General features: G+C 59.6%; 23 protein-coding genes. 13 read left to right on the forward strand and 10 right to left on the reverse strand.

The genetic code is table 11. The features are described 5' to 3' along the window. Nucleotides 1–77 precede the first annotated feature (77 nt). On the forward strand, nt 78–779 hold the full coding sequence (locus ABLU95_RS08530; protein WP_020947395.1) for a DnaA inactivator Hda: 702 nt from the start codon (nt 78–80) through the stop codon (nt 777–779). Here the strand turns inward: ABLU95_RS08530 and ABLU95_RS08535 are convergent. The 3 genes from ABLU95_RS08535 to bepA all read right to left on the reverse strand — a co-directional run bounded on the left by ABLU95_RS08535 (nt 776) and on the right by bepA (nt 3659). Further along, entirely contained in the window at nt 776–1699 is a 924-nt protein-coding gene (locus ABLU95_RS08535) for an Rpn family recombination-promoting nuclease/putative transposase (protein ID WP_023290620.1), read from the reverse strand. The two genes, ABLU95_RS08530 and ABLU95_RS08535, sit on opposite strands and share 4 nt — an antisense overlap. Before the next feature lie 127 nt (nt 1700–1826). Beyond that, a complete protein-coding gene (gene arsC, locus ABLU95_RS08540; protein ID WP_348879243.1) occupies nt 1827–2186 on the reverse strand; it encodes an arsenate reductase (glutaredoxin) in 360 nt (119 codons plus the stop codon). 9 nt (nt 2187–2195) lie between these two features. After that, nucleotides 2196–3659 (reverse strand): beta-barrel assembly-enhancing protease, encoded by a 1464-nt coding sequence (gene bepA / locus ABLU95_RS08545; RefSeq protein ID WP_065883051.1) that lies wholly within the window; start codon nt 3657–3659, stop codon nt 2196–2198. A gap of 51 nt (nt 3660–3710) precedes the next feature. Here bepA and ABLU95_RS08550 point away from each other — a divergent pair, with 51 nt between their 5' ends. Both ABLU95_RS08550 and ABLU95_RS08555 read left to right on the forward strand, forming a co-directional pair. Beyond that, nucleotides 3711–3827, forward strand: a complete 117-nt coding sequence (locus ABLU95_RS08550) for a hypothetical protein (protein WP_032429201.1) — start codon at nt 3711–3713, stop codon at nt 3825–3827. Nucleotides 3828–3881: 54 nt separating this feature from the next. After that, complete coding sequence (locus ABLU95_RS08555; RefSeq protein ID WP_004201933.1) at nt 3882–4946, forward strand: AI-2E family transporter; 1065 nt, start codon at nt 3882–3884, stop codon at nt 4944–4946. A gap of 60 nt (nt 4947–5006) precedes the next feature. Here the strand turns inward: ABLU95_RS08555 and bcp are convergent, their stop codons facing one another. Further along, the gene (gene bcp, locus ABLU95_RS08560) at nt 5007–5477 is read right to left on the reverse strand and encodes a thioredoxin-dependent thiol peroxidase (RefSeq protein WP_004201935.1); all 471 of its coding nucleotides are present in this window, start codon (nt 5475–5477) and stop codon (nt 5007–5009) included. A 3-nt stretch (nt 5478–5480) separates the two neighbouring features. Next, nucleotides 5481–6047 (reverse strand): glycine cleavage system transcriptional repressor, encoded by a 567-nt coding sequence (locus tag ABLU95_RS08565; RefSeq protein WP_002913804.1) that lies wholly within the window; start codon nt 6045–6047, stop codon nt 5481–5483. Nucleotides 6048–6200: 153 nt separating this feature from the next. Between ABLU95_RS08565 and dapA the strand changes: the two genes are divergently transcribed. From dapA to ypfH, 6 genes are all read left to right on the forward strand, one after another. Further along, a complete protein-coding gene (gene dapA / locus ABLU95_RS08570; RefSeq protein ID WP_023290616.1) occupies nt 6201–7079 on the forward strand; it encodes a 4-hydroxy-tetrahydrodipicolinate synthase in 879 nt (292 codons plus the stop codon). A 16-nt stretch (nt 7080–7095) separates the two neighbouring features. Then, nucleotides 7096–8130, forward strand: a complete 1035-nt coding sequence (gene bamC, locus ABLU95_RS08575) for an outer membrane protein assembly factor BamC (protein ID WP_023290615.1) — start codon at nt 7096–7098, stop codon at nt 8128–8130. Between the two features lie 228 nt (nt 8131–8358). Next, nucleotides 8359–9072, forward strand: coding sequence for a phosphoribosylaminoimidazolesuccinocarboxamide synthase (gene purC / locus ABLU95_RS08580; RefSeq protein WP_002913801.1), 714 nt, complete (start codon nt 8359–8361; stop codon nt 9070–9072). Nucleotides 9073–9191: 119 nt separating this feature from the next. After that, nucleotides 9192–10064, forward strand: a complete 873-nt coding sequence (locus tag ABLU95_RS08585; protein WP_023290614.1) for a neutral zinc metallopeptidase — start codon at nt 9192–9194, stop codon at nt 10062–10064. Between the two features lie 9 nt (nt 10065–10073). Then, nucleotides 10074–12077 (forward strand): GNAT family N-acetyltransferase, encoded by a 2004-nt coding sequence (locus ABLU95_RS08590; protein WP_348879246.1) that lies wholly within the window; start codon nt 10074–10076, stop codon nt 12075–12077. 76 nt (nt 12078–12153) lie between these two features. Then, nucleotides 12154–12849 (forward strand): esterase, encoded by a 696-nt coding sequence (gene ypfH, locus ABLU95_RS08595; protein WP_023290612.1) that lies wholly within the window; start codon nt 12154–12156, stop codon nt 12847–12849. Nucleotides 12850–12897: 48 nt separating this feature from the next. Here ypfH and ABLU95_RS08600 read toward each other — a convergent pair whose 3' ends face one another. From ABLU95_RS08600 to ABLU95_RS08610, 3 genes are read right to left on the reverse strand one after another with little or no spacing between them, the layout of a single operon-like run. Continuing rightward, nucleotides 12898–13101: a YpfN family protein gene (locus ABLU95_RS08600; RefSeq protein ID WP_002913768.1), complete on the reverse strand. Its 204-nt coding sequence runs from the start codon at nt 13099–13101 to the stop codon at nt 12898–12900. Nucleotides 13102–13127: 26 nt separating this feature from the next. After that, complete coding sequence (dapE, locus tag ABLU95_RS08605) at nt 13128–14255, reverse strand: succinyl-diaminopimelate desuccinylase (RefSeq protein ID WP_023290611.1); 1128 nt, start codon at nt 14253–14255, stop codon at nt 13128–13130. A 3-nt stretch (nt 14256–14258) separates the two neighbouring features. Further along, nucleotides 14259–14612, reverse strand: coding sequence for an ArsC family reductase (locus tag ABLU95_RS08610; protein ID WP_023290610.1), 354 nt, complete (start codon nt 14610–14612; stop codon nt 14259–14261). A 366-nt stretch (nt 14613–14978) separates the two neighbouring features. Between ABLU95_RS08610 and ypfM the strand changes: the two genes are divergently transcribed. Next, nucleotides 14979–15038 carry a protein YpfM gene (gene ypfM, locus ABLU95_RS08615; RefSeq protein ID WP_100181659.1) on the forward strand — a complete coding sequence of 20 codons (60 nt, stop codon included), beginning with the start codon at nt 14979–14981 and terminating at the stop codon, nt 15036–15038. A gap of 127 nt (nt 15039–15165) precedes the next feature. On the opposite strand, the gene acrD is transcribed toward ypfM, so the two are convergent. Then, complete coding sequence (acrD, locus tag ABLU95_RS08620; RefSeq protein WP_032453700.1) at nt 15166–18279, reverse strand: multidrug efflux RND transporter permease AcrD; 3114 nt, start codon at nt 18277–18279, stop codon at nt 15166–15168. Nucleotides 18280–18655: 376 nt separating this feature from the next. On the opposite strand from acrD, the gene aegA reads away from it, so the two are divergent. From aegA to ABLU95_RS08635, 3 genes are all read left to right on the forward strand, one after another. Further along, a complete protein-coding gene (gene aegA / locus ABLU95_RS08625) occupies nt 18656–20638 on the forward strand; it encodes a formate-dependent uric acid utilization protein AegA (protein ID WP_261902142.1) in 1983 nt (660 codons plus the stop codon). 58 nt (nt 20639–20696) lie between these two features. Further along, on the forward strand, nt 20697–21293 hold the full coding sequence (gene nudK / locus ABLU95_RS08630) for a GDP-mannose pyrophosphatase NudK (RefSeq protein WP_002913754.1): 597 nt from the start codon (nt 20697–20699) through the stop codon (nt 21291–21293). Nucleotides 21294–21356: 63 nt separating this feature from the next. Further along, entirely contained in the window at nt 21357–22403 is a 1047-nt protein-coding gene (locus ABLU95_RS08635) for a DUF1176 domain-containing protein (RefSeq protein ID WP_023290607.1), read from the forward strand. On the opposite strand, the gene tkt is transcribed toward ABLU95_RS08635, so the two are convergent. Further along, nucleotides 22393–24387 (reverse strand): transketolase, encoded by a 1995-nt coding sequence (gene tkt, locus ABLU95_RS08640; RefSeq protein WP_023290606.1) that lies wholly within the window; start codon nt 24385–24387, stop codon nt 22393–22395. The two genes, ABLU95_RS08635 and tkt, sit on opposite strands and share 11 nt — an antisense overlap. Nucleotides 24388–24393 lie beyond the last annotated feature (6 nt).

Raw genomic sequence — 24393 nt, forward strand, 5'->3', positions numbered from 1 at the left:
ATCCCGCCCGGTTCTCTCCTGACCTAAATCTGTGATAAACTCTTCGCGTTTTTCTGTAAGCCTATGTTGAGGTCCATCTGAACGCACCGGCACAGCTCTCTTTGCCACTGTATCTTCCTGACGACGAAACCTTCGCGAGTTTCTGGCCGGGTGATAATCCTTCCCTACTTGCTGCCCTCCAGAACGTACTGCGCCAGGAACACAGCGGGTATATTTATATCTGGTCACGTGAAGGGGCGGGTCGCAGCCACCTGTTACACGCCGCCTGCGCCGAGCTTTCCCAGCGCGGGGATGCCGTGGGCTACGTGCCGCTGGATAAACGCACCTGGTTTGTGCCGGAGGTGCTGGAGGGGATGGAACAGCTGGCCCTGGTCTGCATCGATAACATCGAGTGCGTCGCCGGGGATGAGCCCTGGGAAATGGCCATCTTTAATCTCTACAACCGGATCCTGGAATCAGGTAAAACCCGGCTGCTGATCACCGGCGACCGGCCGCCGCGGCAACTGAATCTTGGTCTGCCGGATCTTGCCTCGCGGCTTGACTGGGGGCAGATCTATAAGCTGCAGCCGCTGTCGGATGAAGACAAACTGCAGGCCCTGCAGCTGCGCGCCAGACTGCGCGGCTTTGAGATGCCGGAGGACGTGTGCCGCTTCTTGCTGAAGCGGCTGGATCGCGAGATGCGCTCGCTATTTATGACCCTCGATCAGCTGGATCATGCCTCGATTACCGCTCAGCGCAAGCTGACGATCCCCTTCGTGAAAGAGATCCTTAAACTCTAGTCCGCCTGCGGAGTCAGTTCCTCCTCCGTCAGCCCGGTCAACCGGGCGACCAGGTCGCGCGCCAGGCCACTGTGTAGCATAGCGGCGGCGATACGCTGCGCCTCTTCTTTCCGGCCTTCCTGACGGCCCTGCGCCAGTCCCTGCGCCAGGCCCCGCTCCAGACCCTGCTGTTCCAGATATTCCGCAATTGTCATCAACGTCTCCTTGTGCTGCGGCGTACGTAACGCCAGCTCGCGAATGAACTTGATCGGCTCTCGCGCGTTGCCTGCCTGCACCAGATAGTGCATCAGGGCTTGTACCTGCGATTCCGTCGCCAGACCAGTCAATAATAATTCGCTCAGTTTGTCGAGGAGCTGCGCCAGATCGCGTTGTCGAATATGTTTTTGCAGTAACTCCAGCGTCGCCATGCGCTGGTGGGTGGCAATGTCGTCATCCGGAATGACGGTAATGTCCGCCAGCGGAAACGCCCCGTGATAAAGGTGGCCGGCCAGCTCCGGAGCGACGAATTCATCGAGCCAGCGCAGTGAGAACGGGTAGGGGCTTACCAGACCGTGGTAGAAGAGAACAGGGATCACCAGCGGCAGCCGATCGTGGCCGGCATCAAGGTGGCGCTGCATGGCGGCGATGGCGTAGCGCATCAGACGAAAGGCCATATGCCGGTCGGGCGTGCTCTGGTGTTCGATAAGCGCATAAATATAGCCGTCTCCCGCCGTGGTTTTCAGGGAATACAGAATGTCGGCGTAAAAGGGACGCAGATCGTCTTCGACAAAATGCCCGGACTCGAGATGCAGCGTACGCAGATCGCACACTTTAAGCAGCGTCTCGGGCAGGTACAGCCGCAGAAAATCGCGGGCGGTATCAGGGTGGGAGAGATAGGTCTTAAATACGGCATCGTGAGGCGTTGAGGTTGGTTTTTTCATGTTCATCCGTCCAGTGGATTGAGCGTTAGATGAACAGTAGCACTGCAAGACGGGCGGGAGGGATTGGCGTGGAAGATCTGGAATCAGCTACGTAAAAAAAGCGCCGCGTAAGCGCGGCGCGGGTGGCTTAGCTCACGATCTCAAGGACCTGCTCCGGCGGTCGGCCAATACGCGCCTGGCCGCGGCTGACGACAATTGGGCGTTCGATGAGCTTAGGGTTGTCGACCATCGCCTGTATCAGCGCGGCGTCGCTGAGCGCCGGGTCGGCAAGATTGAGCGATTTATACAGATCCTCTTTCTGGCGCATGAGTTCGCGGGGGCTCTCCATACCCAGCAGCTGCAGCAGTTGACGCAGCGTCCCGGCATCCGGTGGCGTCTCAAGATAAAGCACCATCTCAGGATCGATGCCGTGGCTCTTCAACAGGCTCAGCGTTTCGCGGCTCTTCGAGCAGCGTGGGTTATGGTAAATTTTTACCGCGTCGGTCATGGGGTCTCCTTACATTTTTTGGTAGGGGCGGAAGCGGGCCTGTAGCTCACGTAGCTGGTCGATGCGGGCATCGTAGCGGGCCTGCTGCAGACTACCGAGTTTCACTTGCGAGCTGGCGCTGCTGAGCAGAGAAATCGCCTGTTCCAGCTGGCCGACCAGCGCCATGCTTTCTGCCCGCGCCGCCAGCTCCTGGTCGCGATTGCCCAGGGCGCCTTCCGCCTGCGCCAGCAGGTCCCAGCCGTTGCCATCCTCTTTATAGGTAAAGGTATAACGATTCAGGATGGTCGCCGCTTCCCCGGGCTGTCCGCCCTGCAGGAGGGCGTTGGCCAGGTTCAACTGCAGCACCGGATTGGTGCGCAGTTCACGAGCGTTTTTAAGACGGTTGATGGCGTCGCCGGTTTTCTTCTGTCCGAGGTCGATATCGGTGGCCAGATCGAGATACCAGGGATTTTGCGGATCGGCGCTGAGCAGCGGCTGCAGCGTTTTGCGCGCCTGGTCAAAGTTGTTGCTTTCCATCGCCAGCAGGGCGCGGCCATACTGCGCGGCATGCTGCTGGCGGATATTGCCTTTATCCCAGGCGTTGAGCAGATCGGTGCCTAGCTTATTGTCGCCGTTGGTGTACATTCCGAGGGTACGCGCCTTCGCCAGATAGAAGTCCGCTGAGGACTGCACGACAACCGGGCGCATCTGGTTGGCGCGGTTACGGGCATCGGCAAGCCGGCTTTCCGGCAGGGGGTGGGTGAGCAGCATTTCCGGCGGCCGCGTTGAGTAGCGCGACTCATCAAGCAGTTTACCCATAAACATCGGCATGGCCTGCGGGTCGAATCCTGAGCGTTGCAGAACCTGAATACCGATTCGGTCGGCCTCTTCTTCGTTCTGACGGGTGAAGCTGATCATGCCCTGTTGGGTGCCGGCCAGCGTCCCGGTCAGCGCCGCCATCCCGGCCTGCGGGCTGGCCATCGCCAGCAGAATTGAACCCAGCGCGCCGACCCAGGTCAGCGGCGCATTGCGTTTCTGATCTTCCATTGCGCGGGCGAGATGCCGCTGCGTAACGTGGGAAATTTCGTGCGCCATGACAGAGGCCAGTTCGCTCTCGTTATCGGAGTAGCGGAACAGGGCGGAGTGGAGGACCACATTGCCGCCGAAGAAGGCGAAGGCGTTAATTTGGTCGTTATTAATCAAATAGAAGTGGAACGGGGTGCGCACCGAATTCGCATGCGAGACCAGACGCATGCCCAGCCCGTTGATATATTGCACCAGCAGAGGGTCGTTGATCAGCGGCGCGCTGCCGCGCAGCTGGCGGACGTAGTAATCCCCCATCTGCATTTCCTGACCAATCGATAACGTGCTTCCTGCGGAGGTCCCCATGTCCGGCAGGGTATCTGCGGAGTCAGCAAAAGCAGGGCCTAACGAACCCAGCGTCAGCGACGCGATCATGGTCGCCACCAGCGTTTTCTTCAACTGCCTGAACATAACCTCTGTCCTGTAATGTGGATGTGCCAGTTTGACCGATTGTGCGACGCAATGTTCCCTGGCCGCATCCCAGCGAGTTTAGCTGGCGTTAGACGCATTGAAAATAGGTTCTTCACGGCGGAGACGGGTTTGTCTGCTGCGCATCAAAAAGCGAAGTCTTTTTTGTGACATTTCGATACAATTCCCCCGTTTGTCGCCGCGTTGCGCTTCAGGGAAGGTTTTATGCTCGAGATGTTAATGCAGTGGTACCGCCGTCGATTCAGCGACCCTGAGGCGATAGCGCTGCTGGTTATTTTGCTTGCCGGTTTCGGCATCATGTTCTTTTTCAGCGGCCTGCTGGCCCCGTTACTGGTGGCTATCGTGCTGGCCTATCTACTGGAGTGGCCGACCGTTCGCCTGGAGCGCATCGGCCTGTCGCGCACCTGGGCGACCTCGCTGGTGCTAATCCTCTTTGTGGGTATTCTGCTCTTGCTGGCCTTTGTGGTGCTGCCGGTGGCCTGGCAGCAGGGGATCTACCTTATCCGCGATATGCCGGGCATGCTTAACAAGCTCTCTGATTTCGCCGCCACGCTGCCGCGGCGCTATCCGGCGTTGATGGATGCCGGCATCATCGACGCGATGGCGGAAAATATGCGTACCCGGATGCTGACGGTGGGCGACTCGGTGGTCAAGTATTCTCTCGCCTCGCTGGTGGGGCTGCTCACGCTGGCGGTCTATCTGGTGCTGGTGCCGCTGATGGTCTTCTTCCTGCTGAAGGATAAAGAGCAGATGCTCAACGCGGTACGCCGCGTGCTGCCGCGAAACCGCGGTCTGGCCGGGCAGGTGTGGAAGGAGATGAACCAGCAAATCACCAACTACATTCGCGGTAAGGTGCTGGAGATGATTGTCGTCAGCGTCGCCACCTGGATAGGCTTTATCCTTTTCGGCCTCAACTACTCGCTGCTGTTGGCGGTGCTGGTGGGCTTCTCGGTGCTGATCCCCTATATCGGCGCGTTTGTGGTGACCATTCCGGTGGTAGGGGTGGCGCTGTTTCAGTTTGGCGCAGGCACCGAGTTCTGGAGTCTGTTCGCGGTCTATCTGATTATTCAGGGACTGGACGGTAACCTGCTGGTACCGGTGCTGTTCTCGGAAGCGGTGAATCTGCACCCGCTGGTGATTATCCTGTCGGTGGTGATCTTTGGCGGTTTGTGGGGATTCTGGGGCGTCTTCTTCGCCATTCCGCTGGCCACGTTAATTAAAGCGGTGGTGCATGCCTGGCCGGATGGCCTGGTCGTCGACGACGACTAAGGCATTGAGGATAAAAAAAGACGCCGGGCGAGGTTCTCTCCCCCGGCGTCTTGCTTTGCATCAGGCGTTTTCTTTCAGCCAGTTCAACACCACGTCGTGGTGATTACTGGTTTTGAAGTCATCAAAGACGTGTTCGATTTTGCCATCGGCATCGACGAGGAAGCTGATACGGTGGATCCCGTCGTAGGTTTTCCCCATAAAAGATTTTTCGCCCCAGACGCCAAACTGCTCGCAAACCTGATGGTTTTCATCAGACAGCAGCGTAAAGTTCAGCAGCTCTTTTTCGGCGAAACGGGAGAGCTTTTCCGGTTTATCGGTGCTGATGCCCAGCACTTCCACACCGGCTTTTTTCAGGTCGTCCATATTATCGCGCAAGCCGCACGCCTGGACGGTGCAGCCCGGGGTCATGGCTTTCGGGTAAAAATAAACCAGGACACGCTGTCCCTGGAAGTCGGTTAAATTTACTTCCTCGCCGTCCTGGTCCGGTAAGCTAAATTTCGGTGCAAGATCACCGGCTTTCAGTGGGGTCATGGGTTAAACTCCATCCTGTTCATCATGCTGTGAATAATTAACGATGTTAATACTGCCTTGTGCATTGAGTTCTGTACATAGGGCTTTGAACGCTTGTTCGATATTTGCTGCATTTTGCGTCGCAGGGCTGTGAGCCGTTATCTGGATAAAAAGCTGCGCGGAATCGCCGTCTCCCGGCTGCGTGCGGGACACCAGTTCCGCGATATTCATATTCCATGTATCGCACAGGGCAGTGAAGCGCTCGATGATATGCGGTGAGTCCGGCACCTCAACCTGGACCCAGACGGTGTTTGGCATGGCCTGCGGCGGGCGCGCGGTGGTGCGTTTCATCACGATCAACAGCTCCAGCTCCGCGCCTTTCAGCGGCAGGGTTGATTCGATCAGGTTAATCGCATTCCACGAACCGGAAAGCAGCATGATAAACGTAAACTCATCACCGAGCATGGCCAGCCGGCTGTCTTCGATATTACAACCGCAGCTGCTGACGTGGCGAGTGATCGTATTCACGATGCCGGGACGGTCAGCCCCCAGGGCGGTAATAACCAGATAGTGTTGTAATGAGGCTGTCAAACCTGTTCTTCCTTTAAAAAGGTGAGGTAACATTAGGAAAGCATAAAAAAAACCGCCATACAACATCCCTGATGGCGTCGGGTCTCTTGCTTTTATTGCAGCTCCAAACGTAACATTGAGAATCTTGTCGCACTTCTGCTCTGAGGATGGCCCATGTTCACGGGAAGTATTGTAGCGCTTGTCACGCCGATGGATGAAAACGGTAATGTCTGCCGGACAAGCCTGAAAAAACTGATTGATTACCATGTCGCCAACGGAACCTCGGCGATCGTTTCGGTAGGGACTACCGGTGAATCCGCAACGCTGAGCCATGAAGAGCATGGCGACGTGGTGATGATGACGCTGGAACTGGCTGACGGGCGTATCCCGGTTATCGCGGGAACGGGAGCCAATGCAACCGCAGAGGCGATTAGCCTGACCAAACGTTTTAACGACAGCGGCGTTGTCGGCTGCCTGACGGTCACTCCTTATTATAACCGTCCGACCCAGGAAGGCCTGTTCCAGCACTTTAAAGCTATCGCCGAACATACTGACCTGCCGCAAATTCTGTATAATGTGCCGTCCCGTACCGGTTGCGATATGCTGCCGGAAACCGTTGGCCGTCTGGCGCAAATTAAAAATATTGTCGGTATTAAGGAAGCAACAGGGAACTTAAGTCGTGTTCACCAGATCAAAGAGCTGGTTTCAGACGACTTTATTCTGCTGAGCGGTGACGATGCGACCGGTATGGACTTTATGCAGCTCGGCGGCGTGGGCGTGATTTCCGTTACCGCCAACGTGGCGGCGCGCGAAATGGCCGACATGTGCCGTCTGGCGCTGGCGGGTCAATTTGCCGAAGCCCGGGCGATTAACCAGCGTCTGATGCCATTGCATACAAAATTATTTGTCGAACCCAATCCTATCCCGGTGAAATGGGGATGCAAGGCGTTGGGTCTTGTGGCGACCGATACGCTGCGCTTGCCGATGACGCCTATCACCGACCAGGGTCGTGAAGCCGTTACCGCCGCGCTGAAGCATGCCGGTTTGCTGTAAAGTTTAGGGAGATTTGATGGCTTACTCAGTACAGAAGTCGCGCCTGGCGAAGGTTGCGGGTGTTTCGCTGGTTCTACTCCTCGCGGCCTGTAGTTCCGACTCGCGCTATAAGCGTCAGGTGAGCGGTGATGAGGCCTATTTACAGGCGTCACCGTTGAGCGAACTTCACGCGCCGGCGGGGATGATCCTGCCGATTCAGGTGGGTGATTACAACATTCCGGTGGCCAACAGCACCGGCGCGGTCGGCAAGGCGCTGGACATTCGCCCGCCGGCGCAGCCGCTGGCATTGGTTAGCGGCGCCCGCACCCAGTTCAACGGCGATACCGCGACGCTGATGGTCGAAAACGGCCGCAGCGGTTCGCTGTGGGCGCAGGTTACCAGCATTCTTCAGTCGAAGAACTACGTTATCGCCAAGCGCGATGATGCGAGCCAGACGCTGAACACCGACTGGGTTGAGTGGAACCGTCTTGATGAAGATCAGCAGTATCGCGGTCGTTATCAAATCTCCGTCAAACCGCAGGGCTATCAGCAAGCGGTTGTGGTCAAGCTGGTGAATCTGGAGCAGGCGGGTAAACCGGTTGCCGATCCGGCGTCACTGCAGCGCTACAGCACCGCCATGCTGAACGTCATTTCGGAAGGCCTGGACATGAACGCCACCAGCGCCCAGAACGCCGCTCAGCGCAGCGCGGGCGCCACCTTCGACGTGCAGAGCGCTGCCGACGATACTGGCCTGCCAATGCTCGTCGTTCGCGCGCCGTTTAACATGGTGTGGCAGCGTCTGCCGGGCGCCCTCGAGAAAGTGGGGATGAAAGTGACCGACAGCACGCGCTCTCAGGGCAGCATGGCGCTGACCTACAAGCCGCTGTCTGACAGCAGCTGGCAGGAGCTGGGCGCACGCGACCCGCAGCTGGTCTCCGGTGACTACAAACTTCAGGTCGGCGACCTCGATAACCGCAGTAGCCTGCAGTTCATCGACCCGAAAGGCCACACCCTGACGCAGTCGCAAAATGACGCTCTGGTAGCCGTATTCCAGGCCGCATTTAACAAGTAATCAAAAGGGCTGGAGCAATCCGGCCCTTTTAATATATAGTGACGCAAACGTGTGCGTATACACATCATCCTTCAAATTGCCTCTTTGTTGGCCGCCTTCGTTCACCCCAGTCACTTACTTTTGTAAGCTCCTGGGGATTCGCTCAGTTGCCGCCTCGATGCACTTTGAATGATTTTGTGTATAGGTGGAAACGTATTTTTAGGCTCAATATCACTGGAGTAGTGAAAGATGAAAAAGCAAGCTGAGTTGTATCGTGGTAAGGCGAAGACAGTATACAGCACCGATAATCCGGACCTGCTGGTACTGGAATTCCGTAACGATACGTCAGCAGGTGATGGCGCGCGCATCGAGCAGTTCGATCGTAAAGGCATGGTGAATAACAAGTTCAACCACTTCATTATGAGCAAACTGGCAGAAGCGGGCATCCCTACCCAGATGGAAGCGCTGCTCTCCGATACCGAATGCCTGGTGAAAAAACTGGATATGGTGCCGGTGGAGTGCGTGGTGCGTAACCGTGCGGCAGGCTCGCTGGTAAAACGTTTAGGCATTGAAGAAGGTATCGAGCTGAATCCGCCGCTGTTCGATCTGTTCCTGAAAAACGATGCCATGCACGATCCGATGGTCAACGACTCCTACTGCGAAACCTTCGGCTGGGTGAGCAAAGAGAATCTGGCGCGGATGCGCGAGCTGACCTACAAAGCCAACGACGTGCTGAAAAAATTGTTCGATGACGCCGGTCTGATTCTGGTGGACTTTAAGCTGGAGTTTGGTCTGTTCAAAGGCGAAGTGGTGCTGGGCGATGAGTTTTCGCCGGACGGCAGCCGCCTGTGGGACAAAAACACCCTTGATAAAATGGACAAAGACCGCTTCCGCCAGAGCCTTGGCGGCCTGATCGAAGCCTACGAAGAAGTGGCTCACCGCCTGGGCGTTAAGCTCGACTAACTCGCCCGCCGCCAGAAGATGGTCTCATCTTCTGGCGTCTCTTGCTGTTTCCTGTGGTAATCCTGCGCTGAACCGCCTACGATCTCTGCTATTGATACATAACAGGGAATGAGGTGCTTATGCGCTGGCAAGGGCGTCGCGAAAGCGACAATGTTGAAGATCGACGCGGTCAATCGGGCTCGCCGTTTGGCGGCGGGGGCGGCGGCTTCCGGCTGCCGAGCGGGAAGGGCGGCATTGTGCTGCTGATTATTGTGCTGGTGGCGGGCTATTACGGCGTGGATTTGACCGGCATGCTGACCGGCGAACCGATGCCGCAGCAGCAGACCTCCACGCAGCGCTCCATCAGTCCGAAAGACGATGAAGCGGCGAAGTTTACTTCGGTGATCCTGGCCACCACCGAAGATACCTGGGGACCGATCTTTGAAAAGATGGGCCGCCAGTACCCCCAGCCAAAGCTGGTGCTCTACCGCGGCGCGACCCGTACCGGCTGCGGTACCGGCCAGTCGGTGATGGGGCCGTTCTACTGTCCTGCCGACAGCACGGTCTATATCGACCTGTCATTCTACGATGAGATGAAAAATAAACTGGGCGCCGACGGCGACTTTGCCCAGGGGTACGTCATTGCCCATGAAGTGGGTCATCACGTACAAAAACTGCTGGGCATTGAGCCGAAGGTCCGCCAGCAACAGCAGCATGCCACCGAGGCCGAAGCCAACCGGCTGTCGGTTAAGATGGAGCTGCAGGCAGACTGCTTCGCCGGCGTCTGGGGCCATAATATGCAGCAGCAGGATATTCTGGAAACCGGCGATCTGCAGGAGGCGCTGAACGCCGCCGAGGCCATCGGCGACGACCGTCTGCAGCAGCAGAGCCAGGGTCGGGTGGTACCGGACAGCTTTACCCACGGCACGTCAAAACAGCGCTACACCTGGTTCAAACGCGGTTTCGACAGCGGCGACCCGGCGCAGTGCAACACCTTCGGCAGCGCCCTGTAATCGCCACCGATGATGGACGCGATGCTTGACCTCACCGCGCAGATGGCGCGGGAGGGAATTCGCCGCCTGCTGGTACTCAGCGGCGACGAGGCCTGGACGCTGCAGCAGGCGCAGGCGCTGCGGGAGAGGCTCGCCGGCGATGGCCTGTGGGTGGGCCCCGAGCCGGTTTTCGCGCCCGGGGTGGCGCCTGGCGCCCTGAAGACGCTGCTGGGGCGGGAAGTCATGCACGCCTTTTTCGATGCCCGGCGCGGATTTGATGTAGCCGCCCTGGCGGCCCTGAGCGGTACCCTGCGGGCGGGAAGCTGGCTGGTGCTGCTGACGCCCCCCTTCGCCGACTGGCCGTCTCGGGTGGATGAGGACTCCCTGCGCTGGAGCGATACGCCCGACCCGATCTCTACCCCCCACTTTGTTCTCCGCTGCTGTCGGCAGTTTATCGCCGACCCCGATGTGCTGCTCTGGCGGCAGTCGGACTCGCCGCGGCTCCCGCTGGCCGTCCCGCGCCCTGACTGGCATCCCGCCGAGGGTCACCCGCTGGCCGAACAGGCGGCGATCCTTGCGCAATTGTTGCGTCTACCGCCCGGTATCGCGGCGGTGACGGCTGAACGAGGGCGAGGCAAATCCGCCCTCGCGGGCATGTTGCTGCGCCAGCTCGCGGGCGAGGCCATCGTTACCGCCCCGACCCGCAGCGCCGTCGATGTGCTGGCGAGCTTTGCCGGCGAGGCCTTTCGCTTTATGGCGCCTGATGCGCTGCTGTCGTCGAAAGAAACGGCGTCCTGGCTGATTGTCGATGAGGCCGCGGCCATTCCGGCTCCGCTTCTCCGGCAGCTGGTAAGCCGTTTTCCCCGCACGCTACTCACCACGACGGTGCAGGGTTATGAGGGCACCGGGCGCGGGTTCCTGCTGAAATTTTGCGCCAGCCTGCCCCATCTGCAGTCGTTCAGCCTGAGCGCGCCGATCCGCTGGGCAGTGGGCTGCCCGCTGGAGTCAGCCATCAGTCAGCTGCTGATCTTCAGCGATGAGGCATTTCGCGATGCGCCGACGGGGGAGGTTGCCGTGGAAGAGGTCGATCAGTCCAGCTGGCAAACGCGGTCGGCGCTGCCGGAGGCGATGTACCAGCTGTTGTCCGGGGCGCATTACCGCACTTCTCCTCTCGATCTGCGGCGCATGATGGACGCGCCGGGCCAGGCTTTCCGCTGCGCACGCGCCGGCGGCGCGGTGGCGGGCGCCCTGTGGCTGGTGGCCGAGGGGGGACTTTCTCCTGAACTCAGCCGGGCGGTGTGGGCGGGTTTTCGCCGGCCGCGAGGGAACCTGGTCGCCCAGTCTCTGGCGGCGCATGGCGGCAGTCCCCTGGCGGCGACGCTGCGCGGGCTGCGGGTCAGTCGGATCGCCGTCCACCCCGCCCGCCAGCGCGAAGGGCTGGGGCAGCAGATGATCGCGGATATCGCCGCCGATGCCGCAGGTTATGACTATCTCTCCGTCAGCTTTGGCTATACCCCTGAGCTGTGGCGCTTCTGGCAACGCTGCGGGTTTATCCTCGTGCGGCTGGGTACTCATCGCGAGGCCAGCAGCGGATGCTATACCGCGATGGCTCTGTTCCCGCTGACTGCAGCGGGGCATCAGCTCGCGCAGCGGGAGGCACAGCGGCTACAACGCGATGAATACTGGCTGCGCCCGTGGCGGGACGTGCCCGCGCCGCTGACTGCCGTTTCAGGGGCTATGCTTAGTGAGGAGGACTGGCTGGAAGCGGCCAGCTTTGCCTTCGCCCACCGCCCGCTGGCTGCGGCGCTGGGTTGCCTCAATCGTCTGCTGATGCAGGTCGACATGCCGTTGCCGGCGCTGCGCGGGCGCCTGCAGGGGGAAGAAGAGGCCGAACTCTGCGCCGCGCTGCAGCTAACAGGGCGTAAAGCGCTGCTGGCGAGATGGCGTCAGGAGACCGCTGACGCCTTGCGCTTCCTCGATGCAGCGCGCGCTGAGGCGCTGCGTCAGCAGGTAGCGCACCTGCAATTTTTTTAACTAACTCATTCAGTTAAATGGCATGGTCATATCTGGCGAGCGGCGTACACTGCCCGCATACACAAAGGAGACAGCCATGAAACACGATCATTTTATTGTTCAAAGCCCTGCGACGCCTGCGCAACAGCTGTTGCTGCTGTTTCATGGCGTGGGGGATAACCCGGTCTCCATGGGGCAAATTGGCAGCTGGTTCGCGCCGCAGTTTCCTGATGCGCTGATCGTTAGCATTGGCGGGGTGGAGCCTTGCGGTCCCAACGGCCGGCAGTGGTTTTCGGTGCAGGGAGTGACGGAAGAGAATCGTCAGCAGCGTATCGACGCCATTATGCCGACCTTTATTGACATTGTGCGCTACTGGCAGGAAAAGAGCGGCGTCAGCCCGCTGGCCACCGCGCTGATCGGCTTCTCTCAGGGGGCGATCATGTCGCTGGAGAGCATCAAAGCGGCGCCGGATCTGGCTTCGCGGGTGATCGCCTTTAATGGCCGCTACGCGACGCTGCCGGTCACCGCAACGACGGCCACCACCATTCACCTGATCCACGGTGGTGACGATCGGGTTATCGATCTGGCATGGGCGGTGTCGGCTCAGGAGGCGTTGTTGCAGGCGGGGGGCGACGTGACCTTAGATATTGTTGACGATCTGGGGCATGCCATTGACGATCGCAGCATGCAGTTTGCGATTGAGCGACTGCGCTATACCGTGCCGAAGCACTATTTTGATGAGGCGCTGAGCGGCAGTACGCCGAAAGGGGACGATATCATCGAAATGCTGTAACCCCGGCGGGCGGGGTTACAGGCGGGCGGTACCGCGATAAAGGCAAACTTACGGTTTCTTCGACTGGTCGTGCTTCGGCCAGTCGTCGTCATCGTCCCATTTATCGTTAAAATCACGGTGCGGCGGCAGATCGGGTTTGTTGTTAAGGAATTTTTTGTGGTCAACGCGGTTCAGATCTTTAATCACGTTGATAATTACCCCCACCAAAAAGACCAGCACCAGAATCCACCAGTGTTTAATAAGCCATTCCATGCGCGCTTCCTCTTTACGTCAGTACGTCAGGCGACCAGCTGTTCCATTACGCGTTGATACATCCGCGCCAGCAGCTGCAGGTCGGCGGCGTTCACACATTCATTAATTTTGTGAATCGTGGCGTTCACGGGGCCCAGCTCTACCACCTGCGCCCCCATGCGCGCGATAAACCGTCCGTCTGAGGTGCCGCCGTTGGTTAACAGCTGCGGTTTGATCTCATTATAGTGCTCAATCGCGTTGACGACCGCATCCACCAGCTTGCCCCGTCCGGTGAGGAACGGCTGGCCGGAGAGCCACCACTCCACGCTGTAACGCAGCTGGTATTTTTCCAGCAGGGCGACCACCCGGGCTTTGATCATCTCGTCCGTCAGTTCCGTACTGAAGCGGAAGTTGAACTGGACGAACATATCGCCAGGGATCACGTTGTTGCTGCCGGTGCCGGACTGCACGTTGGCAATCTGCATGCTGGTCGGCGGGAAGTATTCATTGCCTTTATCCCACTCGATAGTGACCAGCTCCGCCAGCATCGGCGCCGCGCGATGGACGGGGTTATCGGCAAGGTGCGGATAGGCGACATGGCCCTGTACGCCGTGAATGGTCAGATTGCAGGTCAGCGAGCCGCGGCGGCCGTTTTTCACCACATCGCCGACCACTTCGGTACTGGAGGGTTCGCCGACCAGACAGTAGTCCAGACGCTCGTTACGCGCCATCAGCGTCTCCACCACTTTGACGGTGCCGTTTTTGGCGCTGGCCTCTTCATCAGAGGTAATCAAAAACGCCAGCCGGCCCCGGTGGTTCGGGTACTGCGCGACAAAACGCTCAGCGGCAACCACCATCGCCGCCAGCGAGCCTTTCATATCTGCCGCCCCGCGGCCAAACAGCATCCCGTCGCGGATGGTGGGTTCGAACGGCGGATTGATCCAGCGGTCGGCGTCGCCTGCCGGGACTACGTCGGTGTGGCCGGCGAAGGCCAGCGTCTCGCCGTGGCCGCGCCAGGCCCAGAAGTTCTGCGTATCGCCGAAATCCATCGGTTCAACGGTAAAGCCGATCGCACGCAGGCGTTCAATCATTAACGCCTGGCATCCCGCATCATCGGGGCTAAGGGAAGGGCGGCGAATAAGCTGCTGAGCCAGCTCAATGACCGGGCAAGACATAGACTATACCTCGTTAAACTGCTGATAACTTGCTTCACTAAAACCCAGCAGCATAGGACGACCGGGCGCGCAGAGCAATGGGCGTTTGATAATCGCTGGCATTTCCAGCATCAACGCGGCGGCGGCATCGGCATTATCGATGCTGTTGCGCAGCGATTCGTCCAGCTTGCGCCAGGTGGTGCCGCGGGTGTTCAGCAGCGCCTGCCAGCCCAGTTCGGCAATAAAGGTATCCAGTTGCGCGCGGTCGAGGCCATCGGCGCGGTAGTCATGGAAGCGATAGTCAATCTGATGCGCTTCCAGCCAGCGGCGGGCTTTTTTAATGGTATCGCAGTTTTTAATTCCGTACATGGTGAGCATAGATAAACCTTTAACATTCAATTAAGCGGTTAACTCAGATATTTCCGAATATATAAGCCTTATTGAAATAATACGTGATTCAGATGAATAAATATAACTTTTTACCGGGTATCTTATGCCATGTTTTCGGGTGATTAAAATTCGCCCAGTCGCGGGCATGATGTGAGGGCACTAACAATATTACGAAAATGTTGCCTGATGGTGCTCTGCGTCACATAATTTTTACATACGAGACGGCATAGTGGCGGCAACCAGAGGTTTTATCTCTGTCAGCGGTCCACAAGACAATCAGAGCAATAGGGGAGCACAACTTCCCATCAGCAATGAAGTTATATAGAATCGACCATAATAATAAGAGAGGCTATTATGATTGAACATGAACTGGGGAACTGGAAAGATTTTATTGAAGGCATGCTTCGTAAATAAATTTCCGCAATGTGAGCAGGGGAATAACGCGACGTAAATAAGCGCGTCATGGTTCTGAACACATAAAGAAGGCGACCATCCAGGTCGCCTTTTCTGTTATTCCGGCTCGCCGCCGACGCCCGACGGTTTATTGCGGACGCTCCTTCAGCGGAAAGCGGCGGCGCACCAGCACAAAGAACAGCGGTACGAAAAAGATGGCCAGCACGGTGGCGGAGATCATCCCGCCCATCACCCCGGTACCGACCGCATGCTGGCTGCCGGAGCCGGCTCCGGTGCTGGTGGCCATCGGCAGGACGCCGAAGATAAACGCCAGCGAGGTCATCAGAATGGGGCGCAGGCGCTGACGGCAGGCCGACAGCGTGGCGCTGAGCAGATCCTGGCCTTTCTCGTTGAGCTCATTGGCGAACTCGACGATCAGAATGGCGTTTTTCGCCGACAGGCCGATCACCGTCAACAGGCCCACCTGGAAGTAAACGTCATTCTCCAGGCCGCGCATCCAGGTCGCCAGCAGGGCGCCAATCACCCCGAGTGGGACCACCAGCATCACCGAGAACGGCACCGACCAGCTCTCGTACAGCGCCGCCAGGCACAGGAACACCACCAGCAGAGAAATCGCGTACAGGGCCGGCGCCTGAGCGCCGGAGAGGCGTTCCTGATAGGACATGGCGGTCCATTCGAGGCCAAAGCCGGTTGGCAGCTGCGCGGCCAGTTTCTCCATCATGTCCATCGCGGTACCGGTACTGATGCCCGGCGCCGCCTCACCGACGATCTCCACCGCCGAATAGCCATTGTAGCGCTCCAGACGCGGCGAGCCGGTCTCCCAGCGCGAGGTGGCGAAGGCCGAGAACGGCACCATCGTGCCGCTGCTGTTGCGGACGTACCAGAGATTGATATCGTCAGGCAGCATTCGATATTTCGCCGCCGCCTGGACGTAGACTTTCTTCACCCTCCCGCGATCCATAAAGTCGTTGACGTAGCTCGACCCCCACGCGGTTTGCAGCGTATCGTTGATGTCGTCAATGGAGACGCCCAGCGCCTGAGCTTTACGCTGATCGATATCGACCTGCAGCTGCGGGCTGTCGTCGAGCCCGTTATGCCGGACGCGGGTCAACAGCGGGTTTTTACCCGCCAGCTCAAGCAGCGTATCGCGTGCCGCCATCAGCGCATCGTGCCCCTTACCGGCGTGATCTTCCAGCTCCATATCGAAGCCTGCCGAACTGCCGAGGCCGCTGATCGCCGGCGGGCTGCTGGCGATGACCCGGGCTTCGTTGATCTGATTAAACGCTTTGGTGGCGCGTTCAATAATGGCAAAGGAGGAGCCGGTTTGCGGATCGCGCTGGTCCCAGTCTTTGAGGCGCACGAACATACGGGCTACGTTCTGCCCGTTGCCGCCGGGGCCGGAGCCAACGGTAGCGAACACCGACTCCACGTTTTGCTTCTCGTTATTGAGGAAGTAATCTTCCGCTTTCTGCACCACTTTCAGCGTCTGCTGTTGGGTGCTGCCGCTCGGCAACTGTACCGAGGTGGTGAACATCCCCCGATCCTCCAGCGGCAGGAATGAGGTGGGCAGATGCAGGAACAGGAACACCATCCCGCCGAGCAGAACGACGTAGATCAGCATCCAGCGCAGCGAGCGATGAAGAATTTTGCCGACGAAGGTTTCATAGCGGCTGGCGCTGCGGTTAAAGGTGCGGTTGAACCAGCCGAAGAAGCCTTTTCTCTCATGAGATTCACCTGGCTTAACCGGTTTGAGCAGGGTGGCGCAAAGGGCCGGGGTGAGGATCATGGCCACCAGCACCGAGAGGACCATCGCCGCGACGATAGTAATTGAGAACTGGCGATAGATAGCGCCGGTGGTGCCGCCGAAGAAGGCCATCGGCACAAACACCGCCGACAGCACCATCGCGATCCCCACCAGCGCGCCCTGAATTTGTCCCATCGATTTGCGGGTGGCTTCCCGCGGCGACAGGCCTTCCTCGCTCATGATGCGCTCAACGTTTTCCACCACCACGATGGCGTCATCCACCAGCAGGCCGATAGCCAGCACCATCGCGAACATCGTCAGGGTGTTGATGCTGTAGCCACAGGCATAAAGCACCGCGAAGGTGCCCATCAGCACCACCGGCACGGCGATGGTCGGGATCAGGGTGGCGCGGAAGTTCTGCAGGAACAGATACATCACGAGGAAAACCAGCAGGATCGCCTCCAGCAGGGTTTTCACCACGTCGGTAATGGAAGCCTTCACGAAGGAGGTGGTCTCGTAGGCGACTTTATATTCCAGCCCGTGCGGGAAATACTGCGACAGCTCATTGAGGCGAGCGATCACGCGCTCCGCGGTGGCCATTTCGTTGGCGCCGGAGGCGAGCTTAATTCCCAGGCCAGAGGCGGCCTGGCGGTTATAGCGGCTAAGATAGTCGTACTTCTCCGCCCCCATCTCCACGGTAGCGACATCGCCGAGGGTCACCTCTGAACCATCCTGATTGACGCGCAGGGTGATATTGCGAAACTGCTCCGGGGTTTGCAGCAGAGATTGCGAGTTGATGGTGGCGTTCAGCGCCTGCTTATCGACGGAAGGCGTGCCGCCGAGCTGGCCGACGGCAATCTGGGCGTTCTGCGAACTGATGGCGTCGGTAACATCCTTGGTGGTCAGCTGGAAGCTATTGAGCTTTGCCGGATCGAGCCAGATGCGCATTGAGTATTGCGAGCCGTAGGCGTCGATATCCCCTACGCCGTTGACGCGGCTGAGCGGGTCCTGAATGTTACTGGCGACGTAGTCGGCGATATCCTGTTTATCCATACTGCCGTCGGTGGAGACGAAGGCGAGGGTCAGGATATTGGTATCGCCAGTCTTGCGCACCGTTACCCCCTGGTTTTGCACCGCCTGCGGCAGCTTACGCATCGCCGACTGCAGCTGGTTTTGCACCTGCTGCACGGCTTCGTCCGGGTCGGTACCGGCGGTAAAACTGAGGGTGATGGTCGCCTGGCCGGTGGCGCTGCTCTGGGATGACATATACATCAGGTTATCGAGGCCGGTCATATTCTGTTCGATAACCTGGGTGACGGTATTCTCCAGGGTTTGCGCGGAGGCGCCGGGATAGTTGGCCGTGACCCGCACATTCGGCGGGGCCAGATCGGGATACTGTTCAACCGGCAGCGACAAAATGGCAAGGGTGCCCGTCAGGCATAACAGGATTGCCAGCACCCACGCAAAAATGGGGCGATCGATAAAGAAATTCGCCATCAGAATAAAAACCTCATATGCACATGTTCTTGTTATTGCACAGCCTGTGCCACTTTAGCCCCAGCGCCTCCGGCAATCGTGGAGAAATTAAGGAGATAGTGTAATTTATCATGTTGCTTTTGCCGTATCGTAAAGAAACATCGAACTTTCCTGCCGCCGGGTCGGCCACTCCGCTTCGCCCGCAGCACCCGGGGACGCATTATTCCTTGCCGATGTGAAACCTGATTTCATTTAAGTCAAAAAAATTGATCCAAAACGGATTCTTTCCAGAAAAAGGGTATCCTGGGCAAATGAACATTGTTCCGGCCTCGTCTTGTCGGGTAATAAATAGGCATGCGCATTAAGGGGTTATTCACCAATAAGACAAAAGGAAGCCATGAACCACTTTATATTGAGCGATAGCCGAAAATGTATCGGTTGCCAGGCCTGCGAAGTGGCCTGCGTAATGGCGCATAACGAGGAGCAACATGCGCTGACCCCGCAGCGCTTTTTGCCCCGTATCACCGTGATTAAAGCAGAAGGGCAGCGTAACGCCATCACCTGCCGCCACTGCGAAGACGCCCCCTGCCTCCGCAGCTGCCCCAACGGCGCCATCGCCCAGACTGGCGACAGCGTTCAGGTCTGTCAGGAGAAATGCATTGGCTGTAAATCCTGCATGGTGGCCTGCCCGTTCGGGGTGATGCAGGTCGTGGTCACGCCACAGGCCGCAGGCCAGGTGAAAGCCAGCGCGCAAAAATGCGATCTGTGCGCGGGCCGCGAGGCGGGACCGGCCTGTGTGGAAAACTGTCCGGCGCAGGCGCTGACCCTCGCCGACGATGAGACATTGACCACGCTGGCCAGGCAGCGGCGTCTGCGGTCGGCCTGCCAGGAGGCGCAGCCGTGGCAGCGCGGCGCGGCCCCCGCCAGGCAGCCCGACGCCGGCGAGAAGGCCAGGCAAATGGCGATGACGCCGCCGCGCGGAGAGCCGGATAAGCTGGCGGCGGAGGCGCGTAAGAGCCACTTTGAGGAGATCTATCAGCCGTTCACCCCGACGCAGGCACGGCAGCAGGCCGCCCGCTGCCTGAAATGTGGAGAACACAGCATCTGTGAATGGACCTGTCCACTGCATAACCACATTCCGCAGTGGGTCGAGCTGGTGAAGGCAGGGGATATCGCCGCCGCGGTCGCCCTGTCCCATCAGACCAACTGTCTGCCGGAGATCACCGGCCGCGTCTGCCCTCAGGACCGGCTGTGTGAGGGCGCCTGCACCCTGCGCGATGAAAGCGGCGCGGTCACCATCGGCAATATTGAGCGATTTATATCCGACCAGGCGCTGGCCAGCGGCTGGCGTCCGGACCTCTCGCAGGTTAAGCCGAGCGGCAAACGGGTGGCGATTATCGGCGCCGGACCGGCCGGGCTGGCCTGCGCCGATGTGCTGGTGCGCCACGGCGTACAGCCGGTGGTCTTTGACCGTCATCCGGAGATCGGCGGCCTGCTGACCTTCGGCATTCCGGCGTTCAAGCTGGATAAGTCACTGCTGGCCCGGCGGCGGGCGATTTTCTGCGAGATGGGCGTCCACTTTGAGCTCAACTGCGAGGTGGGGAAAGATATCCCCCTGGCGACGCTGCTGGCTGAGTATGACGCGGTGTTCGTCGGCGCCGGAACCTATCGCTCCATGAAGGCCGGCCTGCCGAATGAAGAGGCGCCCGGGGTCTACGATGCGCTGCCGTTTCTTATCGCCAACACCAAACAGGTGATGGGGCTGACGGAATCGGCGCTGGAGCCTTATGTCAACACCGCCGGGCTGAACGTGGTGGTGCTGGGGGGCGGCGATACGGCGATGGACTGCGTGCGCACCGCGCTGCGCCATGGCGCCCGCCAGGTGACTTGCGCCTATCGGCGGGATGAAGCCAACATGCCGGGCTCGAAAAAAGAGGTCAAAAACGCCCGCGAAGAGGGGGCGCTCTTTGAGTTTAACGTCCAGCCGGTGACGCTTGAGCTGGACGAGAACGGACGGGTGAACGGGGTTCGCTTTTTGCGCACCGAGCTTGGCGCTCCGGACGCCGGCGGAAGACGCCGCCCGACGCCGATCCCCGGCAGCGAGTTTGTTATGCCGGCAGAGGCGGTGATCATGGCCTTTGGCTTCCACCCGCACCGCATGCCCTGGCTGGAAGCGGCCGGGGTGGCGCTGGACAGCCAGGGGCGGATTAAAGCCGGAGTGGAGAGCCGTTACCGTTATCAGACCAGTCAGGAGAAGATCTTCGCCGGCGGCGATGCCGTGCGCGGCGCCGACCTGGTGGTAACGGCGATGGCGGAAGGCCGTCATGCGGCGCAGGGGATCCTTGACTATCTGGGGCTGAAAACGACGCCGCTTCACTGACGACAAACCCGGCTCCGCAGCGTAGTATGAGGGCGTCCTTTTACGCTGTGGGGTCGGTATGTCACTCAATATTCACGTCATTAAAGATAAAATCCTCTCTGAGAACTGGTTCGTACTACGCAACATGACCTATGAGCTGACGCGGGCGGACGGCAGCGTCGTGCGCCACAAACGCGAGGTCTACGATCGCGGCAATGGCGCCACCGTGCTGCTGTATAACCGCCATAAGCAGACGGTGGTCCTGGTGCGTCAGTTCCGGGTCGCCACCTGGGTCAATGGCAATCATGACGGCATGCTGATTGAAACCTGCGCCGGGCTGCTGGACAACGACGAGCCGGAGGCCTGCATTCGGAAAGAGGCGGTGGAAGAGACCGGCTATGAAGTGGGCGAGGTGCGAAAGCTGTTTGAGCTGTTTATGTCGCCAGGCGGCGTCACCGAAGTGGTGCATTTCTTTATCGCCGAGTACAGCGACGCCCAGCGAACCACCAGCGGCGGCGGGGTGGATGACGAAGCCATCGAGGTGCTGGAGCTGCCCTTTAGCCAGGCGCTACAGATGGTCGCTGATGGGGAGATCCGCGACGGGAAAGCGGTCATTCTGCTGCAGTATCTGCAAACCTCCGGCCTGATGTCGGGGAACTCTGACAAATCCGATTGAGTCAGCGGCTGCCGTTGTCCAGGATAGGCGCCGTGGTCGGGTTTATCTGGGGTCGGGCGGTTCATGCTTTTTCGCATCATTTTTTTCCTCTTTCTGGCGGTGCTGCCTTGCTCACAGGCATGGTCGGCACCGGCGCAGCAGCGCTTCAACGACTGGCAGGTCACCTGTAATAACCAAAATTTCTGCGTCACCCGCAACGTGGGGCTGCATTATGGTCTGGTGATGACCCTCAGCCGCAGCGCCGGGGCGGCTACTGACGCCAGCCTGCGTATCGAACTGGGCGGCACCGGCAATCCGGTGGCGACGCTCGCGCCGATAGCGCCGCGCCTGCTGCTGGATGGTAAACCGCTGTCCCTGACCGACAAGCGCTGGCGCATTGAAGATAAACTCATTAAAACCGACGACAGCGTGACGATCGATGCCTTCCTTCAGCGGGTCCAGGAGGGAAAAACCCTCTCGCTGGCCAACGGCCTGCAGACCATCTCCCTGCAGGGGCTGAAAGCGGCCCTGTTATTTATCGATGCCCGGCAAAAGCGGGTGGGCAGCGAAACGGCCTGGGTCGGCAAAGGGGAGGAGCCGCCGCTCAGCGTACCGCCGGCGCCGGCGCTGCGCGCGGTGGCGAGCGCGGTCACGGCGCAGTCGCCGCTGGGACGTGATGAACTCAACGATCTGATGGATTACGGCAATGAGCGGATGAGCAACAGCAACTGCTCCCTCGATCCGTTCCGCCGCGAAATTCGCGTCACTGCGCTGACGGATGACAAAGTGCTGCTGATGACCAGCTGTGAATCCGGGGCGTACAACACCGTCTGGCTGGCCTGGCTGGTCTCCCGCCAGCGCCCGTATGTCGCCCGTCAGGTGCGGCTGACGCTGCCATTTCAGCCGCCCGGCGAGGCGCCGCGGGAGATTGAGCTGATTAACGCCAGCTATGATGACCGTCGTCATGAGCTGGTGACCCTGGACAAGGGGCGCGCGTCTGGCGATTGCGGGATCCAGACCCGCTGGCGTTTTGACGGCCAGCGGTTCAGCCTCTCCCGTTACGCACAGCAGCCGACGTGCGACAACTGGCAGGGGCCAGATGCCTGGCCCACGCTGTGGATCACCCGTTAAGCACCTGTTCGGCGGTGGCGACGATATGGTCGACCGTAAAGCCAAAGAACGGGAACAGCTGCTCCGCCGGGGCGGATTCACCGTAGCCGGTCATGCCGACGATCTTGCCTTTTAAGCCGACATATTTATACCAGTAGTCCGCTATCCCGGCCTCGACGGCCACCCGGGCGCTGACGTCCGACGGCAGCACCGACTCGCGCCAGGCCTCGTCCTGAGCGTCAAACACGTCGGTGGAGGGGAGCGAAACCACCCGCACATTCACTCCGTTGGCCAACAGTTTTTCCGCCGCCAGGACGGTGATTTCCACTTCCGAGCCGGTGGCGATAAGGATCAGGTCGGGTTTGCCGCCGGCATCCTTCAGCACGTAGCCGCCCCGGGCGATATCCTGAACCTGTTGCGGGGTACGCGGCATCTGCGCCAGGTTTTGTCGCGACAGGATCAGCGCCGTCGGTCCGCCCTGACGCGCGATGGCCGCCTGCCAGGCGACGGCGGTCTCCACCTGGTCGCAAGGGCGCCAGGTGCTGAAGTTGGGCGTCAGCCGCAGACTGGCCAGCTGTTCCACCGCCTGGTGGGTCGGACCGTCTTCCCCAAGACCGATGGAGTCATGGGTATAGACCATGATCTGCCGGGCCTTCATCAGGGCCGCCATGCGCGCGGCGTTGCGGGCGTATTCCACAAACATCAGAAAGGTCGAGGTATAGGGAATGAAGCCCCCGTGCAGGGCGATGCCGTTAGCCACCGCGGTCATGCCGAATTCGCGCACGCCGTAGTGAATATAGTTGCCGGCGGCATCCTCTTTAATCGATGTCGAGCCGGACCAGATGGTCAGGTTACTCGGCGCGAGATCCGCCGAACCGCCCAGCAGCTCCGGGAGGTGGGGGCCGTACGCGTTCAGCGCATTCTGCGAGGCTTTACGGCTGGCGATCTTCGCCGGCTCGGCCTGCAGCTTCGCCACGTAGTCACGCGCCGTCGCGGCAAAATCTTCCGGCAGGGCGCCTGCCATGCGACGGGTTAGCTCAGCGGCCAGTTCCGGGAACTGCTGCTGGTAGGCGGCGAATTTCTCGTTCCAGGCGTGCTCGGCTTTTTCGCCGCGTGGCCGCGCATCCCAACCCTGATAGATCTCTTTCGGGATCTCAAAGGGCGGATATTTCCAGCCCAGCTGCTGGCGGGCCAGGGCCACCTCTTTTTCACCCAGCGCCGCGCCGTGCGACTCCTCTGAGCCGGCTTTGTTGGGCGAACCGAAGCCGATGATGGTCCGACAGATGATCAGCGACGGCTTATCTTTCACCGCCTGCGCTTCCGTAATGGCTTGTTTGATGGCCTGCGGATCGTGGCCGTCGATATCGCCGATCACATGCCAGTGGTAGGCGCGGAAGCGTTCCGCTGTATCGTCGGAAAACCAGCCTTCGGTTTTGCCGTCGATGGAGATGCCGTTGTGATCGTAAAAACCGATCAGCTTGCCCAGTCCGAGCGTGCCTGCCAGCGAACAGGCTTCATGGGAGATCCCCTCCATCAGACAGCCATCGCCCATGAAAACCCAGGTGTGATGGTCGATAATCTCATGACCGGGGCGGTTAAACTGCGCCGCCAGGGTGCGTTCGGCAATGGCCATACCGACGGCGTTCGCCAGCCCCTGGCCCAGCGGGCCGGTGGTGGTCTCCACCCCGGGGGTATAGCCATGCTCCGGGTGACCCGGCGTTTTAGAGTGAAGCTGGCGGAACTGCTTTAGCTCTGACAGCGGCAGATCGTAGCCGGTCAGGTGCAGCAGACTGTAGAGCAGCATCGACGCGTGGCCGTTGGACAGAATAAAGCGGTCGCGGTCCACCCAGCCAGGGTTTTGCGGATTGTGCTTGAGAAAATCGTTCCACAGCACTTCGGCAATATCTGCCATCCCCATTGGCGCACCGGGGTGGCCGGAATTGGCTTTCTGCACCGCGTCCATACTCAGGGCGCGGATGGCGTTGGCAAGCTCTCTTCGGGACATAGTTTT

The sequence above is a fragment of the Klebsiella sp. GG_Kp146 genome, assembly GCF_040061975.1.
In the GTDB taxonomy this organism is placed as follows: domain Bacteria; phylum Pseudomonadota; class Gammaproteobacteria; order Enterobacterales; family Enterobacteriaceae; genus Klebsiella; species Klebsiella quasipneumoniae.